Genomic DNA, 16,132 nt, shown 5'->3' with positions numbered 1-16,132 from the left:
AATTCTCTGACCTATGGCTTACGTAAAAGCCCAGGATATTTTTGACGCAACACAGGGCGGACTTGACGTTATTCAGGCATGGTGCCCGGATGCGATAGACGTTCACACCAGGAATAGGACGCACTTTCGATTCGATCAGGCCGACACCAAACCAGCCTGCACGCTCCGGGAACACGGGGGCGTGTGGTGGGTAAAAAACCACGGGGAAGACTGGCCATCGATGCACGCCATTGGCGTAGTGATGCGGCTAGAAAACGTCGAGTTTGGAGAAGCTTGCAAGCTCATTGCCGACCGCTTCAACCTGACTCCTGAAGACGAAAAAAAGGCTAAGCCCGGCTTTGAATACCGCGCTGAAGAACCCGAAGCCGACCAGCCCGAAGGCTGGCATTACATCGAATATCGTGACCCAACACTGGCGGAACTGAAGACTATTTTTTCGTTAAACGTCTGGCATACGTTGTGCCGGGTGGGCAGCCTCCAAGATGAAGAAAAAGGCATCAAGCGAGCCATTGAGCTGTGTAAGCAGTATAACCTCTATGCTGTCGATTGGTATGCCTGGGTAAGCCGCTCCCGCAAAGAAGATAACAAGCTCGTTAAGCACGTTATCCGCTCCACGGAGAGTTACCCCATTTTCTGTTATGACGAAAAGGAATTTCAGAAAATCTACCAGCCCAAAGCCCGCGACGAAAAAGACCGTTTTCGGTATTTTGGAGACAAGCCCGCTACGTACCTACACGGCCTGGCCTTTCACCGGAAGTTTGTCGAGCAGAATCAGAAGATCAAAGACAACGCCGTGCAGGAAGATTCGGAGGATAAAGCCGAATCGGGTGGGGAAGACTTCCGAATCCCGGAACTCATTCTTTGCTCCGGTGGATCGGATGCCCTGAACGTAGCGGCAATGGGCTTCAAGGTGATCTGGAAAAATTCGGAGACTGATAATTTTTCCGATAAGCAGTATAAAGACCTGCGGTTGATTTGTCGGCATGTCTACATCCTGTACGACAACGACAGCAAGGGCCGGGAGCAAACCCACAAGCTGGCCATGCGCTTTCTGAACATGCGGGCCATCTACCTGCCTGAATTTAAGGAGGATATGGACCGCGATTGGCGGGGCAAAAAGTACAAAGACGTTCGTGATTATTTCCAGAAGTTCAAAGGGGACGATTTCCGCCAATTGATTCGGAATGCCTACCCGCTCCAGTTCTGGGATGAGCAGGTGAAGAAAGATCGTAAGGATGAGCCGGTCATTATCGATGGCGAAGTAATTAAAAAATACACCCCGCTGCCGACGCTGATCCGCAATTTTCTGTACCGAAACGGCTTTGCCAGGCTTGTCATGGGAACCGACGAATCAGGGACGAAACAATGGGAATACGTGCGTGTAACGGGCAATATTGTCCGTCGGATATCGACCGAAGAAATCCGGCAGTTCCTGCACCACTTCCTGGAAGAACGCTGTTTTGAATGGCGGCTCCGGGATGCCTTCAGCCGCTCGACGGATCTCAATGATCAGCAGTTGGCTCTGCTCCCGGAGCTGGAGCTACAGTTTGATGATTTCGATGCCCATACGCAGTACATTTTCTTTACCAACAAGGTTTGGAAGATCACCAAAGACGGCATTGAGGAACAGGACGCCAAGACCGCCACGCGTTACGTTTGGGCCAATGAGGTGATTCCGCACAAGGTCAAAAAGCTGGACGCTCCGTTTGCGATCACAAAAGACGAGTTTAGTTTAAATCGAGTAGCAGTATACCGGAAGGATTGTTTATTCTTCCGGTATCTTATCAACGCCTCCAGAGTCCACTGGCGGAAAGAGCTGGAGGCCGAAATGGACAAGTTCAGCCCATCCGAGCGGGAGTTTTATCTGGAGCAGCACCCCTACGCCATTGATGGGCCGCACCTGGAAGACGAAGAGATTCAGGCGCAGATGCAGCACCTGGCCAACAAGATCACCGCGTTTGGGTATTGCCTGCACCGCTACAAGAATAAAGCCGATGCCTACGCCATTTGGTCAATGGATTACGTCATGGACGATCCTGATGCCTCCAGTGGTGGAACCGGAAAGTCCATGTCCGCCGGTGCGCTGGAGCACTTGATGCCGGTACACAAGCTGAACGGGCGGAATGCCGAAGAAATCAGCGACCGATTCAAGTTTGAGGGAGTTAGTCAGCACACTGACCTGGTGTGGATTGATGATGCCCACAAGCAAACGCCGTTTGATGAGTTCTTTTCGATGATCACCAACTTTATGACGATCAACCGCAAGGGCGTCAAAACCATGCGGCTGGATTTCCGGGACTCGCCAAAGCTTTACATCGCGTCCAACTTTACTCCGACGAAAATCGACTCCAGTACTTGGCGTCGCTTGTGGTTCACAGCCTATTCGGACTATTACCATTACAATCCGAAAAACCAGTACCGGGAAACCAGACGGCCCATCGACGATTTTGGGAAGCAGCTATTCGAGGATTTTACGGAGAATGAGTGGAATGAGTTTTACAACTTCATGGCTCATTGTGTCCAGGCGTGGATGCAGCATGGTCGAATTGATCCGCCAATGGATAACCTGCTCATTAACACCTATCGTCAGAAAGTGGGTAAGGAGTTCATGGACTGGGCCGATATGTACTTCAGCGAGGATTCAGGTCGGCTCAATACCTACTGGCCCCGCTACAAAGCGTTCACGACGTACACCGGCGATATCAAAAACGCGTGCAGTCCAAAGAGCTTCAAAGAAAAGCTGGAGCTGTGGTCATTGTACAACGGCTATACGCTGAACCCAGAAGGTGCCTCTGGCTACCGCAAGGACGACAAACGCCTCACCATCAAAGCCATCAAAGAGGTTTGGAACCGGGGCGCTGGAAGGTGGGAAAAGCCACAACCGGCAGCGAGTGAATCAATAGAATTTCTATACATCCAAACGCCCGGCGTGGAGCTATTGGCCTATGATGATGCCAAAGAGCAGCGTACCGAAAGCCCCAACGGCGATGGTTTAACCTTCTAACGCGATGAAGATCAACTACGACAACGCCGCTTATGTGCTCATCGCTTACGCCCTGGGCTACCTGGTGTACTACGTCAAAATTCGGCCCTGGCTGAACCGCTCCCGTAAGCGAACTCCCGATGATTTTTAACCCTCTAAATACTACTTCAAATGAAAGCCTTTTTTACCCTGGTCCTGTTTGTTGGCCTGCTCTACTGCTTTACTGATTACATCCACTCCCGTCCATTCTGGAGTGGCACTAATGGCCACATTGTAGACATCGTTTCGGTTTGCTTAGCCATTGGTGTGGCTGCGTTAGCCTCGCTGGGCTTCCTTCAGTTGATCGACGTAAAAGAAGAATAATGTTTTGTGCCGGCACGTTGGCCACGGCCTATTTGGATCCAAATCGGCCCCACTGCGTGCCCTATTCCCAAAGGATGTTTTGAATCTCCACTTTATAAATTCTTTCCAAAATGAACCAACAATCAATTGACGAACAAATCAAAGAAGCTCAAAAATTAGCTGACTTCGCCGACTTTATGATGGAAATCTGCCCTCAGAATCCGAAGCATAAAGAGGTGTATAACCGTCAGAAGATTCGGCTCATGGTCTTGAATGTACAGCCTATAAAGTCTAACCAGGGATAGCCGATGTGCCAGGTAAAATGTAACTCCGCTGGCTGTAATGTACTCTGCTCCGGGTGTGGGGGCAGAGTGCCACATTCTGACTACAGTTGTGAGCCGTGTCCAATCAATCCCAACGCGTTTTGTGTCCCGGTTGAGCCTCCCACGTTTTCCAAAGAGGAAGCCCTGGTTTACCTGCACTTGTGCCAAACGTATGAGGACTTTCTGGAACTCCTTACCCTGGTGACTGATCAGCACCACAGGTACGCACTCCAGGAGCTTAGAGACTTAACGTATGCCATCAACCGTTCACGTTGGCTATATATCAGTTTTGGAGTTCAGATAAAGCGCGAACCAACCATTTACATTGATCCAAACGTGATTCCCTGATAAGCTTATGAAACGATGGAAAGGAGATACTGTCTGGTGTTTTTTCCGGCAGCCGATGGGCCTTGTTCTTGTGTCCGTGTACCGCTACCATGAGCCAGATTATGATCAGCCTGGTTATGCCCCCTGGCAGCTGAATTTTATCATTTCATTCAACTAAGCATAAGCCTACCAATGTCGTTCCTCGTTGATAAACCACCCGTACCACCGGGGTTACTTGCCTACTGGTACAAATCGACGCCTGGCTGCTGGTTGATGGGCAAAACCGTACGTAAAAGGCTGATTCACAAAATGCGCATCATTAAGATTTTCAATAACTAAAATTCACTGAAGACTTCACTTTAAATGAAAGCTAAGCTGCAACAAATCCATGATCTGCTATTAGAAGCAGAAGAGATTTGGGACGAAATATCTGAGGAAGTTTTTATTGCTTCTGAGGGCAATGGCGATCTAATACAACAAGTACAATACGTCAACGTCAGTTTGCCTAACACACGTCTGAATTTTGAATCGATTGCGGAAACAATCAATTAAACCTCGGTATGGAAACCAGTTTAGATAATTACTCGCTGAAACAGCTGCACAATGAAAAGCGATTGCTGGATATACAATTGCGGGTCGTAGCCCCATTTAAAGAGGATTGGGCGAAGCTGACGGAAGCCATTAAAAGACTGGCCGCCGCCATTGCCAAGTCAAATAATGCTATTAATCACTTCCGCCAATTTGAGCGTAAACCCGGCGTAAGGGCTAGACCTACAAAGCTGCCCAGGAAGGCCAAAAAGAAGTTCATCCAGCAGCATGGCCGAGAGGCTTACCACCAACGATTTGTAAGCATGTTCGCACCTAAAAACAATCCAGCATGAAAACGTTGTTTTTCCTTATTTTCCTGATCATCCTGAGCGTGATCGCTGCCCTGTTTACCGGAAAGACCACCATTACCGATAACGTACTGGAGGTGAAGCGACCACTTGTTTTTGTTGGCACCCTTTTACTGCTCATGGGCCTGTCCTTTTTAGTGGCTGCTTTTAAACACGAAATTCTAGTGAAATAATAATCAAGCCGATGGAAACGAACCCAAACAAGGCACCCAATGATGCGCCCGGCGTACCCCGTGGCGGGATGCATGTACCGCTCTGGTCGTGGTGGAAGTCTCCCAAAAGCGGACGATTGTTTTGCATTGTCGGTATAAGCTTTACGTCCCGATCCGTTCTGGAGAGTGGAAAAACGGAGCCTGTCGAGCGGCCCCTGGCTGAGCTGAAGAAATCGGTAGAAGACGGCTTACTCATTCCGGTCTGCGAACGCGATACCCGTATACGGGGTAGTAAATCAGAATCAACCAGCGAACGCGATGCCAGTTGATTACAGCCGCTATCATCCGAAATGGCGCCTCATTAGCCGGTTGATTCGTTTCCATCGTGCTAAGGGGCGTTGTGAACATTGTGGTGCGGTTCACCTGGAGCCGCACCCGATCACCAGCAGCAAGGTGGTGCTAACAACGGCCCATCTCGATCAGGACGTAACGAATAACCGCTTTTGGAATTTAAAAGCCCTGTGCCAGCGTTGCCACTTCGCCCACGACCGCCAGGACAACGCCCGGCGGCGGAAATATGGAAAGTATTACCTCGATAACCAGATAACACTATGCTAATCGGCTATGCCCGCGTATCGACCACTGATCAGAACCCCGAACTCCAGCTCGATGCATTGAAGGCGGCAGGCTGTGAAAGGATTTTCATTGATAAGTCCAGCGGCACCAAAGCCGAACGCCCGGAGCTAAGCAAGCTAAAGGAGCAATTACGCCGGGGCGATGTAATGGTGGTTTGGCGGCTCGACCGGCTGGGCCGTTCACTCCAGCACCTAATCAGCTGGATTGATTTTCTGCAAATAGAGGGCGTTGAGTTTCGGAGCCTGACGGAAATGCTCGACACGTCCACGCCGACGGGCAAACTGGTCTTCCACGTCACCGGCGCGTTTGCCGAGTTCGAGCGAAACATTATCGTCGAACGCACCAACGCCGGACTAAAGGCAGCGCGGGCCAGAGGCCGTAAAGGGGGGCGCAGGTACAAGGTCGATGAGAAGAAGCGGGCGATGGCGGTGCAGCTCTACCACGAGGGCAAGTCCGTCAAAGAAATTTGCGATCTGTTGGGCATCCTGAAGCAGACCCTTTACACCTACGTCAACAAGGCTAAGGCCGAAAAGTCAAACAACCCGTTAAGGGCTTCCGAAAATTGACGTAGAATAATTGACGTGATTAATTGACCCGAATCCGGCCCGAAACGCCGGATTTTTTCTTTGTTGAAAAAGGGGTAAATAAACACCCGTTTAATTGATATCCACAATTTCAAAATCATCTACACGTACCCTAATCTTACTAGACTGCCAACTATTTTTTGGTAAGCAATACAAAAGTGCAGACTTTCCAGATTCGCTGGGTTCAACAAGAATTGCAGTCGGCAAAAGAAGGCAGGCATTTATCGATTTTGATGTTATTTTAACAAGATCTCCCGGTTTCATAAGTTTTAACTATTTGCTTGCTTTACAACAGATAAACAAATGAAGGAAGTTCCCACACTCATTCCACGTTTGAGTGACGATTAAGAAAGATCAGGAAAATCAATTTTTATTTTATTTCCTAATGGTCTTTCTTCTATAAACTCGACACAAAATGCTTTGTCAGTAATTTTGTCTACGTGAGTTTTGATCGCCCAATTAAACCCTTTATTATGAAACAGCTTTTCAAAAAGTAAATCGTATAAATATGCCGAAAACTCTTTTCTTTTAGCATCACTGGTAGACTCTATCGCTTTCACAATCCATCGATTTAGTGGCTCTTTCGCTTGTTGATCGCCATTAGTCACAGTAACTATTATTCCACGCTTTGCTAGATCTTCTTTTACAGATACCTCCCAAATTGATCTCTGTAAATCAGTTGCTAGAAAATCTATTACTGATTGCATCTCTATTCAATATTTTAATTATAACAATCCTTATTTATATCAACATAATATCTTACAAATGAGTTGCTTTATACCTATGCTTGTTAAGTAAAGCTGTTTATTGAATACGCGTTCTCTTTAAGTCAAAAGTGCTGTCTTCTATTTGCATTTGCCAACACTCAACATCACCGTAATTATATTGCTTTAAAAGAGCGAGAATACTTTCAATCTCTGTTTGCTTTACCCTGCATCCAAAGTAGATCTCCTTCAGACATCTCTTGTCAAAACCGATTAGTTTGTTCTGATCTTTGCTAAATGCCCTAATTTCTTCTTCATAAGCCCAAACAGATGACTTTGTAAATACCCAGTGGTATAAAGCTTCTGCTCTGCCTTCGACATAGCTTTTAGATTCTATCTTACTTAAATAGGTAATGGGTTGAATCAAAAATAAAGGATCATTGTTAACCGGATCAATATTAAATCCTAAGCAAATTCCCTTGTGGCAATCTGCGTAATGACTCCACATCAGAGTGACATTTGGGTTTCTCGTAAAGCAGCCTATTCCTGCATTTTCCCTATCCTCTCCAAATATCTTTCTTGAATACTCCTCAGTCTCTTTGGACTTTTGAACAATACTTTCCATATAGATCAAGAATCCTTCCCTATCGTTACCATCATAAAACCTTGAGGCTAGTATCTCAGCTCTTTTCGGATTGATTGAATGATCGATTAGTCCAGTGTGTAAATCAAAGGGATCGTTGAAATCCTCGGGTCTAGAAAAGTACAGTTCTTGATTTTCTATCGCTTGCTGTGCCCTAGAAAAACGCATATAACGGTATATTACCCTTGGAACTGGCTGCATTAAATCTGTAGAGTGCTTTGAGTAGTCGCCTTTTGGCCAAGGGTTAAGAAAAAGGGGTTTACTAGCCATTGTGGTAATAAGCTTTTTCTGCAAGTTAACTTAACTATTCAAAAACCTGTGAAGCTATATACTACTACAATACAATTTTTGCCCCGCTATTGGCGGGGCTTTTTTTGTCCCAGCCCGACCGCCCCCCTCCTTTGCATTCCCTTTATATAGGAGACTTAAAAAAATGAGTATTTCTGTAACTCTGTAACTGAGGAAATAGATATTGGCTAAATGCGCTGTGTATCAGCTATATATTAGTTACACTATTTTCTTTTGAGAAATTTTCTTTTGTAACCAAGTTACAGAACTCTGTAACTGTAAATAGATATACCGCTCTATAACAATTGGCGGTTACACAGATACAGATCATTGATAAAGCAGATACAAAATTGTAAATTTCAAATTGCGCTGTTAATCAGCGTCTTATAAACAGTTACAGAGATACAGAAGTTTTCAGTTTTTCGTCAGTTGAAAAACGACCGTAGCAGTGAGCAAAACGAGCGATTGAAACTAATGCCACCCGTAACCGTAACCGAATAGTACAACAATCGCTTAACGTTCATCAATGAAGACAGGCCAGTACCTGACCGTAGAGATACCGGTATACCCGGTTGTGAAGAAGTACTTGTCCAAATATTACCAGACGGAGCCGTACTTCGTTGTTTCAGTAGATGCCAATCCTTTCGCCTGTTTCCTTCATGCCCACCTGGAGCGGCGCACAACAACCCGAGACGAACCCAAAGATTTCGACGACCTGACCGACAGGCTGACACTGGGCATTTCCCATTGGACGGTTCGCCATGGCTTTGGCCAGCACATTGCCCCCGTCAAAATCCGCGCCTTTAATGTCTTCGTAAAAAAAGTGTTCCTCACTGAATTAGTACGGGAAGTTGATATTCGCTCAGCCAGGGGAGAAAAAACAACTGCTATTATTCGGGACATTCTGGAGCGGTTCAGGCTAGAAGAAGATGATTTCCCCTTTCGTACTGCTGAACGATACTACCAGCGAGCCAAAAATGAACCGCATTCGGTCGGTTGATGTCGTTTTTTTGAGCTTTTGAAAGGGGGAGTTTTGCGCTATGAGTTTAGACCGTAGCGGAAAATGGAATCCCGGAGGGGGCAATTATATCGAAGTCGTACCAGCTGCTGGTGTGGCTTCGTATCTGCGTCCTTCCAGTTCATCCACGCCGGTCATCACGCTCCGGGAGGGCTTTGCCTGGACACGCATCTACTGCACCCAGGGCACTCTCCAGTACCGCGAAGTCTACAAAGATGACGATCAGGGCGATCTCCATGAACTGGATATCAAAGGGTTTTCACCCGATGACTCGCCCGCTAAATCCCTGTCCATCCAAAACCTGAAGCAGTACAAACGCGTTTTGGTGCGTTTCCGCGACAACGCCCGGCTGACTCGCTTAGCCGGTACACCCATCGAAAGTCTTCTTTTCACGTATGAGCTGGGCACCGACGCCGAAGTGGGTGGTAGTCGCGGGTACAACCTTTCTTTCTCTGGCCCTCTAACTGAACCCGCCGCTTATGCACAATAAATTCTCCATCGCTGCCTCCGAACTCGCGTCGGGAGCCTGGTTCATTGACAGCCAGGCGGGGCTGATGAACTTCCGCCAACTCCTAGAACACGGCGCTCCAGTTGATAGCGTAGCCCGTCCACCGGAGCGGCAGATGCATTTTGTTTCTCTGGATCGTCAGCACCGGAGCCTGTTGCTTTCCGATGTGCCCGACGATGCGGGCCTGTTGGTCATTCGTCAGCAGGGGATTCTCTACAGCTGGGAAGCAACCTGGATCGAGATGGAATTGCGCTGGGGAGCCAAACGGCCCGAAGTGTTGGGCGCGGTTCTGGCGGTGGATTGTGCCGGTGGGCTGGAACACGCCGCTTACCGCATTTACGATGCGATGCTGGAGTTCGGCAAGCCCATTACGGTCTATTGTGATCACGGCCTGTTGGGATCAGGTGCTTACCTGTTTTCATTGCCAGCCAGCAAGATCATCGCCAGCCGGGAAACCGACGAAATCGGCTCCATTGGCGCGTATACGACCTTTCAAGACCAGACTAAATCCCTCGAAAAGATGGGAATAGTCGTTCAGGAAATCTACGCGGAGCAATCGACCGAAAAGAATTTTGAATACCGCCAGGCCAAAGAAGGCAACTTCAAACCCCTGACTGCTCAGATGACCGCGAAAGCGGCCCGTTTTGTCCAGTTGGTAGAACAGCACCGGCCTGGTGTGAAAGCCGCTCAGGGACACGATCCCAAAAAAGGCGGATTATTTACCGCCGACGTAGCCAAAGAGATGGGCCTGATTGATGAAATCGGCAACCTCGATTTGGCTATTGAGACAACCCTGGCCCTTGTGACCTCGGATTCTTCAGTTTCTTCACCACTCAATAATACCATGTTCGGACACATCAAACTGCCAGCCATGCTGGCCATCAAAGGCGTGACTGCGGAGCAAATCACGTCAGAACAGATTGCCGCTTGTAATGCAGAGCTTACTGCTCAGGGCATTACCGGCGTTGCTGTTGTCAGCCAGGCAGAATTTACCCAAGCTCTGGAATCGGCCAACGGTGCGCAGGCTCTACAGACTCAGCTAACGGGCCTTAACTCGCAATTGACCACCAAAGACACGGAAATCACCAACCTGAAAACGCAGTTGACGGCGGCTCAGGAACTTGCCGCGCAGTACGGCTCGCAACCGGGCGAAAAGCCAACAGCTCCCGTATCAACGGGTGATGCCCAGCCATCGGAAGCGCAGCTCACCGCTAAGCAGGTAATTGATAACCTACCGCACAACAAAGCCCTGGATAGCAACCCGCTATTCAATTACTAATTGATTTACAACATTGTACGCACTTTAACCTGTACATAAAATGAATGTATCAGACATTATTACCGAGTTTGGTAACTACTACCGCCAGCAAGGCCAGGGCGTAGCTAGCCTGTTTCAAGTGGTTAACCAGCCGTTTGAATCCGAAAATGCCTTAACGCCAATGTTTACCGATCAAACAATCTGGCAGGCATCAAAAGCAAGCTTTAATAAGGTGCTCCAGCCGTTTCAGCGGGCTTTTACGCCAACGCAAACATCCAAGTTTACGCCGTTGGAAATTCGCATGTTCCATATGAAAGGGGACGTGCTGGAGTACCCTGATGACCTGGAAAGTAGCTGGTTGGGATTTTTATCATCGGCAAAGCTAAAACGGTCGGAATGGCCCATCATCCGCTGGATGCTGGAAAACCAGTTTTATCCGCAGTTGAAAGAAGACCTGGAACTGGATGCGGTTGGCCGGGGCGTGTTTGTCTCTCCAACCATTAACGTGGCCAGCGAACCGATCAAGGCGATGAACGGGTTGCAAAAAATCATTAATGACCAGATTACGGCGGGTCGGATGACTCCAATTGGTATGGGGGCTATCCCATCATCCGATCAGGATTTTGTGGATTATATCGAAGAGTTTGCCGATATGATGGACAAAAAATACTGGTCACAGCCGATGGATGTGAACTTGTCGCAAACGCTGGCCCGTAAGTACGCCCGTGGGTACCGTGATAAATACGACAAGTCGATTGATTTTGACGTGAACAAGTCGATCAATGTGCAGCTGACCAACCTCACGCTGAAGCCATTGCCGTCAATGAACCTGAAAAACGACGGTGAACCATGCAACCGGATTTTCTGCACACCGAAGAAAAACAAGGTGATTCTGAAAAAGAAAACCCAGAACATGGACATGGTAGACATTCAGGACTTCAACCGGGATGTCAAAATCATGACCGATTTCTGGCTGGGCGTCGGGTTTATCTTACCGGAAATCGTCTTCTGTAACGACCAAGCTTAACACGCTTCTCATTCAACGTTCCACCCATGCCCTGGCCGCTTCGTGTGCCAGGGCATACCTAGTAAGCAATCATGTCAGAAACAAATAGTAACACCCCTGAAGTGACGGTAGAATCCCTACAGGCAGCCCTGGACACGAAAGACCAGGCTTTTCAAACGCTCCAGTCAACGGTAGGCGACAAAGACGCCGAAATTACTGATTTAAAGCAGCAGCTGGCTCAAAAAGCCTCTGTCATCGAAGAGTCCACCGCCCACCTAACCATCGCTAAAGAGATGATTGATGAGCAGGCCGAAACGATTAAGGTTTTGGAGCAAACCCTAGCCAATAAAGAGGCTAATCCATCGCTGTACCCAACCATTACGGTTGACAAAAAAACCTACGAGGTGCGGGCATCGTCCTTTAAGTTCAAGTACGAGGGTATCGTTCGGGACTTTACCATTGATCAGCTGAGAGGCGATAAGGGCTTGCAAAAGGCAGTGGTCAAAAAAGGCTTGGGCTTCCTGGTGGAAGTAAAAGCGTAAGCCAGGCTATTTTTTTATTCACCGTTTCAACGCACTTGACCAATGGGATCAGGCTCTTATAATTCCATCAAAACCCCGGCGCAGGAAACGCGCATGGGTGGGCTTCAGCAAAAGATTTTTGCGATGTCCTACGAAGATTTTCAAACGTTGCAAAAGCCGAATCCGGCAGCAACAACTCCAGAAGGTCGCTATGTGATTGATACCGCTCACGTTCCCAAAACCGGGAAGGGCTTTATTGAGCTGTATTGTACGAAGGACATGAGTGAGGTTAACCTGGAAACGATTGGCGGGGCTGATCGTAACTCCTTCCGGGGTACCGGCAAGTTCTACCATCCGGGCGAAGCCCTGGATGTAAACGCCTTTGCCAACCAGGCTAAAAACGACCGTTTTGTACTGCTGGCTCCACTGCCTGGCAAAACGCAGTTAATCCAGTTGGGTAACGATGAGTTCCAGGTACAGCTCAAACCTTCCTACGCAACAACGACCAACAGTGGTGACGGTCGCGGATGGACGTTTGAGATTGACGTTTTCTGCGCGGATATGATTATGTACACCGCTTCAACGATTCCGATGAAGCCCAGCGCGTAAGCCATGCCAAAAGAAAAAGAAATTTCGGAGCTACCGGCCCAGGAGCCGGTGGCCCCGATCACCGAACGAAAGATCGGTGCCTATACGCTGATCGGCTTGCGGGACGATCAGAAAGAAGTGTACGTCACGCTCACCAACCGCACCTATGTGCTGGACGAAATGACGGAAGACCAGGCCGCGCAATTGCATCAGTTCGGCTGGGAACACATCAAGAAATAATTGTAGAAAGGGTTTATTGAAGCCTTAAAAATAGCGGCCTGGTTCAGTGTCCGCTATTTTTTTTAATCAAATCAGCCATGTTACCACAACGCATACAAGCCTGGCTCGATGATCCCGAGGATTACGAGGCTGGGCTATTACTCCTGAAGGAAACGGGGCCATCGTCGTTTCTAATGGGCATTCTAGCCCGTGGAGCCGATACGTTTACCCGTGCTAAACTACAGGATGCCTTGCAAAAGGCGCTCGACAGCATTCCCGCTCCAGCTTCCGATCCGACTCCCCAGGGAGAAACGAAACCGGTCAATACCCAGGCCGTGACTGATCTGGAGCTGGCCGCTTTCCGGCTCATGGATGAACGCGGTGAGCTGAAGGCGCGGATTCGGGCCAGGCAAGACGACGACACCGCGCAGGAGCTTCGGCGGGACTGGGCGTTCCGCATTCTGGCCATTGGGACCGAGATCGACGACATCTACAGCCGCATCGCTTTTTTCAGGCAGTACGGCTATTTCCCACCGGATAAGACAGCAGGCGTAGAACGGGATGCCCAGGCTACCCTGCGTAATGTGACGACCTACGTCAGTCGGTACAAGGGCAAGCTGGGAAAGCTCAAACCCAATGATCCGCAATACCAGCCCACCCTGGCTCTGCTCCAGCGCTACCAAGATGAAAAACGATTACTGGAACTTCAACTCTCGAATGCTTCATGAGTAAGGAAAACGAACGTTTTGAGGTGGTTTTCGATAAAATTCACCGGGCCTGGGATCGAGGCGAAGACCTGCCCCTGGCCATTGCGGATCGGCTAAAACGCTGGAAAGCCGCCCGCGAATATTTTCTGAGTAAAACGTACATGACCGACTCCCAGATCGTCGAGCGGCTGGCGGACGATTTCAGGATCAGTGAGGGCTTAGCCTGGCGGGACGTGCGCGATGCCAAGCGTTTTTTTGCGTCCACCGAGCAGGTCAATAAGGAATTTGACATCATCATGCTTAACACCCGGATTCGCAAACTCGAAGACTCTGCCGATTCCGATAAGGTCAAAGCCGCCTGCCACGCCAATTTGATCAAGCTCAACGGCTACGACAAGCCCCAGAATGTGGAAGAAGGCTCGAAACAGATTATTCTCAACATCGACTTTAATCCGGCTCTCATTGGCGCCAAGCCCATTCCGAAGCTGGAGCAGACGGTTGAGCGATTTATTGGCGAAAAAGCCAAACGCGAATTGATGATTGAAGACGTAGATTTTGAAGACATTACCGATGAACGAGACACTGCTAAACTACCTGAGTGAGCTGGAGCCGGATCGGGAACAACTCTCCCTGGAAGGCGTTGATATCAAAGACCTGCACTACAATTATATCCAGCTCATTTGCCTCCTGATCGGAGCGCAGCACCTGACTGCCGTGGCCGGTCGTGGTACCGGAAAGAGTGAGGGTATTCTGGCTCCCCGGCTCCATCGCCTGGTGGATGTAATGCCCCGGAGCAGCATTGTGGCCATTGGGACCACTTACATCCAATTGCTCGACCGCACGCTCCCGGCCTTGCTGAAAGGGATGGAGCGGATGGGCTACCAACGCGATAAGGACTACTGGATCAGGCGTTTTCCCGATAAAAAGGACAACCTGATCTTGCCGCACAACTGCCCACTCGATCCCCAGCATGCCATTTTTATCCGCAACCGCAATTCGGTTGCCGCTTTGCGCCTGGTTAGCCAGGACAGACCAGGCACGGCGAACGGTTTGTCGGTCAATGCCATTATTGGGGATGAAGCCAAGTTTCTCAACAAACCCAAGCTCGACACGGAAGTATTGGCCATCAACCGGGGCGATGAAGAGTTATTTGGCCACATCGCGGAGCACCATTCGACGACCTTCACCACGGACATGCCCACGACCCGCGATGGAGACTGGATTCTCAAAGAAGAAGACGAATGCCTGAAGCCCCAACACCAGGAAGCGATCCGGCTCATTCTGGCCGTGCAGCTGGAGATTTACAAGGAAAAAAAGCGCCTGAAGATCGGGCGCAACCACGCCAGTCGGCTCCAGCGCATTGCCAAGTACGAAAGCTACCTCAATGAATTGCGGCGCAGCCTGGTACACTACGCGTCGGCCAGCTCGTTTGCCAACGTGCACGCCCTGGGTCTGGGCTACTTCAAACGGCTATTCCGTACCCTGCCGCCCCTGGTGTGGAACACGGCGGTTTTGAATAAGCGCATGGAAGGGGTCGAGAACGGTTTTTATCCCGACTTTGATCCGAAAAGGCACTATTACGATTCGGTCGATTATGCGTATGTGGATGGGGTGGACTTCCTGACCAAAGGGTTCAACGACTGTAGGAAGGATGCTGACATTGACCATAAAAAGCCTTTAGTCATTGCGATGGATTACGGGGCATCGTTCAACTGTCTATGGGTGGGCCAACGCACGGGTAACGTGGTGCGGTGGCTCAACTGCTTTGGCCTGGCCAGCCCGCACAAGACCCAGGACGTGGTGCGCCTGTTCTGCAAGTACTACAAGTATTTCTATCTGCGGCATGTTGAGTATGTCTTTAACCATACCGCTATCGTTCGGGATGGGAAAAGCGATCTGACGTATTCTCAGGAAGTTATGAAGGTGCTCACCGAAGAAGGCTGGAAGTTCACGAAGAAGTACACTGGACAAACACCCAGCTACCACGGACGATACCTGGCCTGGGGGATTGCCCTAAAAGAAGGGGACGCTCGCTTCCCGGTGCAGCGCTTCAACCGGGAGAACACCATGAAGGGCGTTAGTGCCATGCAGCACGCCCGCACCCGTGAGGGCAGCAAGGGCTTTGAGAAGGATAAACGGGATGAGAAGAACATGGAGGTTGATCAGTCCACCACTACCCACTACACCGATGCGGCGGACGAACTGTTCTGGTACCTAAGCATCACATCCACCAACTCGACCGACCTATTGCCTGCCATCTTTACGAAATAATTATTCATCAACACCAGTCAATGCCCTAGCCCACCCCGTCCGGTTATCCGGTTACAGGGTGGGCTATCATATATCAGAGGGGCGGAAAAGTGCAGTTGCACTCGACCGACTGTGCGTGGCGGGGATAACTGACAGAAAACAAGCCTCTTTTTGCCTCT

Annotated in this window: 24 protein-coding genes; 22 read left to right on the top strand and 2 right to left on the bottom strand. The window is 49.3% G+C overall.

Annotated elements, in window-relative coordinates; translation table 11 throughout:
- Positions 1–13 precede the first annotated feature (13 nt).
- The 12 genes from L0Y31_RS11755 (at position 14) to L0Y31_RS11705 (ending at position 6,225) form a co-directional block, all read left to right on the top strand.
- Complete coding sequence (locus L0Y31_RS11755) at positions 14–3,004, top strand: toprim domain-containing protein (protein ID WP_234733260.1); 2,991 nt, start codon at positions 14–16, stop codon at positions 3,002–3,004.
- A gap of 4 nt (positions 3,005–3,008) precedes the next feature.
- Positions 3,009–3,134: a hypothetical protein gene (locus L0Y31_RS21005; protein ID WP_255772812.1), complete on the top strand. Its 126-nt coding sequence runs from the start codon at positions 3,009–3,011 to the stop codon at positions 3,132–3,134.
- A 20-nt stretch (positions 3,135–3,154) separates the two neighbouring features.
- Positions 3,155–3,346: a hypothetical protein gene (locus tag L0Y31_RS11750; RefSeq protein ID WP_234733259.1), complete on the top strand. Its 192-nt coding sequence runs from the start codon at positions 3,155–3,157 to the stop codon at positions 3,344–3,346.
- 110 nt (positions 3,347–3,456) lie between these two features.
- Positions 3,457–3,630 carry a hypothetical protein gene (locus L0Y31_RS11745; protein WP_234733258.1) on the top strand — a complete coding sequence of 58 codons (174 nt, stop codon included), beginning with the start codon at positions 3,457–3,459 and terminating at the stop codon, positions 3,628–3,630.
- A gap of 66 nt (positions 3,631–3,696) precedes the next feature.
- Positions 3,697–3,996: a hypothetical protein gene (locus L0Y31_RS11740; protein WP_234733257.1), complete on the top strand. Its 300-nt coding sequence runs from the start codon at positions 3,697–3,699 to the stop codon at positions 3,994–3,996.
- A 7-nt stretch (positions 3,997–4,003) separates the two neighbouring features.
- Positions 4,004–4,153 carry a hypothetical protein gene (locus L0Y31_RS11735; protein WP_234733256.1) on the top strand — a complete coding sequence of 50 codons (150 nt, stop codon included), beginning with the start codon at positions 4,004–4,006 and terminating at the stop codon, positions 4,151–4,153.
- Between the two features lie 185 nt (positions 4,154–4,338).
- Positions 4,339–4,527 carry a hypothetical protein gene (locus L0Y31_RS11730; protein ID WP_234733255.1) on the top strand — a complete coding sequence of 63 codons (189 nt, stop codon included), beginning with the start codon at positions 4,339–4,341 and terminating at the stop codon, positions 4,525–4,527.
- 8 nt (positions 4,528–4,535) lie between these two features.
- Positions 4,536–4,856 carry a hypothetical protein gene (locus L0Y31_RS11725; RefSeq protein WP_234733254.1) on the top strand — a complete coding sequence of 107 codons (321 nt, stop codon included), beginning with the start codon at positions 4,536–4,538 and terminating at the stop codon, positions 4,854–4,856.
- Positions 4,853–5,044 (top strand): hypothetical protein, encoded by a 192-nt coding sequence (locus L0Y31_RS11720; protein WP_234733253.1) that lies wholly within the window; start codon positions 4,853–4,855, stop codon positions 5,042–5,044. The genes L0Y31_RS11725 and L0Y31_RS11720 overlap by 4 nt, the downstream gene beginning before the upstream one ends.
- An 11-nt stretch (positions 5,045–5,055) precedes the next feature.
- Positions 5,056–5,352 (top strand): hypothetical protein, encoded by a 297-nt coding sequence (locus tag L0Y31_RS11715; RefSeq protein WP_234733252.1) that lies wholly within the window; start codon positions 5,056–5,058, stop codon positions 5,350–5,352.
- Positions 5,342–5,641: a hypothetical protein gene (locus tag L0Y31_RS11710; RefSeq protein WP_234733251.1), complete on the top strand. Its 300-nt coding sequence runs from the start codon at positions 5,342–5,344 to the stop codon at positions 5,639–5,641. The genes L0Y31_RS11715 and L0Y31_RS11710 overlap by 11 nt, the downstream gene beginning before the upstream one ends.
- Positions 5,635–6,225 (top strand): recombinase family protein, encoded by a 591-nt coding sequence (locus L0Y31_RS11705; protein WP_234733250.1) that lies wholly within the window; start codon positions 5,635–5,637, stop codon positions 6,223–6,225. Before L0Y31_RS11710 ends, L0Y31_RS11705 begins: the two co-directional genes overlap by 7 nt.
- Before the next feature lie 362 nt (positions 6,226–6,587).
- Here L0Y31_RS11705 and L0Y31_RS11700 read toward each other — a convergent pair whose 3' ends face one another.
- Complete coding sequence (locus tag L0Y31_RS11700) at positions 6,588–6,950, bottom strand: hypothetical protein (protein ID WP_234733249.1); 363 nt, start codon at positions 6,948–6,950, stop codon at positions 6,588–6,590.
- Between the two features lie 97 nt (positions 6,951–7,047).
- Positions 7,048–7,860, bottom strand: coding sequence for a DUF2971 domain-containing protein (locus L0Y31_RS11695; RefSeq protein WP_234733248.1), 813 nt, complete (start codon positions 7,858–7,860; stop codon positions 7,048–7,050).
- A 544-nt stretch (positions 7,861–8,404) separates the two neighbouring features.
- Between L0Y31_RS11695 and L0Y31_RS11690 the strand changes: the two genes are divergently transcribed.
- The 10 genes from L0Y31_RS11690 to L0Y31_RS11645 all read left to right on the top strand — a co-directional run bounded on the left by L0Y31_RS11690 (position 8,405) and on the right by L0Y31_RS11645 (position 15,974).
- Complete coding sequence (locus L0Y31_RS11690; RefSeq protein WP_234733247.1) at positions 8,405–8,878, top strand: hypothetical protein; 474 nt, start codon at positions 8,405–8,407, stop codon at positions 8,876–8,878.
- Between the two features lie 40 nt (positions 8,879–8,918).
- Complete coding sequence (locus L0Y31_RS11685) at positions 8,919–9,386, top strand: hypothetical protein (protein ID WP_234733246.1); 468 nt, start codon at positions 8,919–8,921, stop codon at positions 9,384–9,386.
- On the top strand, positions 9,376–10,683 hold the full coding sequence (locus L0Y31_RS11680) for a S49 family peptidase (RefSeq protein WP_234733245.1): 1,308 nt from the start codon (positions 9,376–9,378) through the stop codon (positions 10,681–10,683). Before L0Y31_RS11685 ends, L0Y31_RS11680 begins: the two co-directional genes overlap by 11 nt.
- Positions 10,684–10,723: 40 nt before the next feature.
- Entirely contained in the window at positions 10,724–11,689 is a 966-nt protein-coding gene (locus tag L0Y31_RS11675) for a hypothetical protein (RefSeq protein WP_234733244.1), read from the top strand.
- 71 nt (positions 11,690–11,760) lie between these two features.
- A complete protein-coding gene (locus L0Y31_RS11670; protein WP_234733243.1) occupies positions 11,761–12,210 on the top strand; it encodes a hypothetical protein in 450 nt (149 codons plus the stop codon).
- Between the two features lie 42 nt (positions 12,211–12,252).
- On the top strand, positions 12,253–12,798 hold the full coding sequence (locus tag L0Y31_RS11665; protein ID WP_234733242.1) for a hypothetical protein: 546 nt from the start codon (positions 12,253–12,255) through the stop codon (positions 12,796–12,798).
- 3 nt (positions 12,799–12,801) lie between these two features.
- Positions 12,802–13,017, top strand: coding sequence for a hypothetical protein (locus L0Y31_RS11660; protein WP_234733241.1), 216 nt, complete (start codon positions 12,802–12,804; stop codon positions 13,015–13,017).
- Positions 13,018–13,094: 77 nt separating this feature from the next.
- Positions 13,095–13,724 carry a hypothetical protein gene (locus L0Y31_RS11655; RefSeq protein WP_234733240.1) on the top strand — a complete coding sequence of 210 codons (630 nt, stop codon included), beginning with the start codon at positions 13,095–13,097 and terminating at the stop codon, positions 13,722–13,724.
- Positions 13,721–14,305: a hypothetical protein gene (locus L0Y31_RS11650; RefSeq protein ID WP_234733239.1), complete on the top strand. Its 585-nt coding sequence runs from the start codon at positions 13,721–13,723 to the stop codon at positions 14,303–14,305. Before L0Y31_RS11655 ends, L0Y31_RS11650 begins: the two co-directional genes overlap by 4 nt.
- A complete protein-coding gene (locus L0Y31_RS11645) occupies positions 14,274–15,974 on the top strand; it encodes a hypothetical protein (RefSeq protein ID WP_234733238.1) in 1,701 nt (566 codons plus the stop codon). The genes L0Y31_RS11650 and L0Y31_RS11645 overlap by 32 nt, the downstream gene beginning before the upstream one ends.
- The last annotated feature ends 158 nt before the right edge of the window (positions 15,975–16,132 follow it).

It is taken from the genome of Tellurirhabdus bombi (assembly GCF_021484805.1).
GTDB classification, from domain to species: Bacteria; Bacteroidota; Bacteroidia; order Cytophagales; family Spirosomataceae; genus Tellurirhabdus; species Tellurirhabdus bombi.
The sequence above is the reverse complement of the archived record's forward strand: the minus strand, read 5'-3'. Positions and strand labels throughout refer to the sequence as shown.

Excerpts from the sequence above, each read along its gene's own strand:
- L0Y31_RS11710 (WP_234733251.1), top strand. The coding sequence starts at position 5,342 with ATGCCAGTTGATTACAGCCGCTATCATCCGAAATGGCGCCTCATTAGC.
- L0Y31_RS11680 (WP_234733245.1), top strand. The coding sequence starts at position 9,376 with ATGCACAATAAATTCTCCATCGCTGCCTCCGAACTCGCGTCGGGAGCC.
- L0Y31_RS11725 (WP_234733254.1), top strand. The coding sequence starts at position 4,536 with ATGGAAACCAGTTTAGATAATTACTCGCTGAAACAGCTGCACAATGAA.
- L0Y31_RS11745 (WP_234733258.1), top strand. The coding sequence starts at position 3,457 with ATGAACCAACAATCAATTGACGAACAAATCAAAGAAGCTCAAAAATTA.
- L0Y31_RS11655 (WP_234733240.1), top strand. The coding sequence starts at position 13,095 with ATGTTACCACAACGCATACAAGCCTGGCTCGATGATCCCGAGGATTAC.
- L0Y31_RS11735 (WP_234733256.1), top strand. The coding sequence starts at position 4,004 with ATGAAACGATGGAAAGGAGATACTGTCTGGTGTTTTTTCCGGCAGCCG.
- L0Y31_RS11675 (WP_234733244.1), top strand. The coding sequence starts at position 10,724 with ATGAATGTATCAGACATTATTACCGAGTTTGGTAACTACTACCGCCAG.
- L0Y31_RS11700 (WP_234733249.1), bottom strand. The coding sequence starts at position 6,950 with ATGCAATCAGTAATAGATTTTCTAGCAACTGATTTACAGAGATCAATT.
- L0Y31_RS11730 (WP_234733255.1), top strand. The coding sequence starts at position 4,339 with ATGAAAGCTAAGCTGCAACAAATCCATGATCTGCTATTAGAAGCAGAA.
- L0Y31_RS11660 (WP_234733241.1), top strand. The coding sequence starts at position 12,802 with ATGCCAAAAGAAAAAGAAATTTCGGAGCTACCGGCCCAGGAGCCGGTG.
- L0Y31_RS11720 (WP_234733253.1), top strand. The coding sequence starts at position 4,853 with ATGAAAACGTTGTTTTTCCTTATTTTCCTGATCATCCTGAGCGTGATC.
- L0Y31_RS11685 (WP_234733246.1), top strand. The coding sequence starts at position 8,919 with ATGAGTTTAGACCGTAGCGGAAAATGGAATCCCGGAGGGGGCAATTAT.
- L0Y31_RS11705 (WP_234733250.1), top strand. The coding sequence starts at position 5,635 with ATGCTAATCGGCTATGCCCGCGTATCGACCACTGATCAGAACCCCGAA.
- L0Y31_RS21005 (WP_255772812.1), top strand. The coding sequence starts at position 3,009 with ATGAAGATCAACTACGACAACGCCGCTTATGTGCTCATCGCTTACGCC.
- L0Y31_RS11670 (WP_234733243.1), top strand. The coding sequence starts at position 11,761 with ATGTCAGAAACAAATAGTAACACCCCTGAAGTGACGGTAGAATCCCTA.
- L0Y31_RS11755 (WP_234733260.1), top strand. The coding sequence starts at position 14 with ATGGCTTACGTAAAAGCCCAGGATATTTTTGACGCAACACAGGGCGGA.
- L0Y31_RS11650 (WP_234733239.1), top strand. The coding sequence starts at position 13,721 with ATGAGTAAGGAAAACGAACGTTTTGAGGTGGTTTTCGATAAAATTCAC.
- L0Y31_RS11695 (WP_234733248.1), bottom strand. The coding sequence starts at position 7,860 with ATGGCTAGTAAACCCCTTTTTCTTAACCCTTGGCCAAAAGGCGACTAC.
- L0Y31_RS11690 (WP_234733247.1), top strand. The coding sequence starts at position 8,405 with ATGAAGACAGGCCAGTACCTGACCGTAGAGATACCGGTATACCCGGTT.
- L0Y31_RS11750 (WP_234733259.1), top strand. The coding sequence starts at position 3,155 with ATGAAAGCCTTTTTTACCCTGGTCCTGTTTGTTGGCCTGCTCTACTGC.
- L0Y31_RS11665 (WP_234733242.1), top strand. The coding sequence starts at position 12,253 with ATGGGATCAGGCTCTTATAATTCCATCAAAACCCCGGCGCAGGAAACG.
- L0Y31_RS11645 (WP_234733238.1), top strand. The coding sequence starts at position 14,274 with ATGAACGAGACACTGCTAAACTACCTGAGTGAGCTGGAGCCGGATCGG.
- L0Y31_RS11715 (WP_234733252.1), top strand. The coding sequence starts at position 5,056 with ATGGAAACGAACCCAAACAAGGCACCCAATGATGCGCCCGGCGTACCC.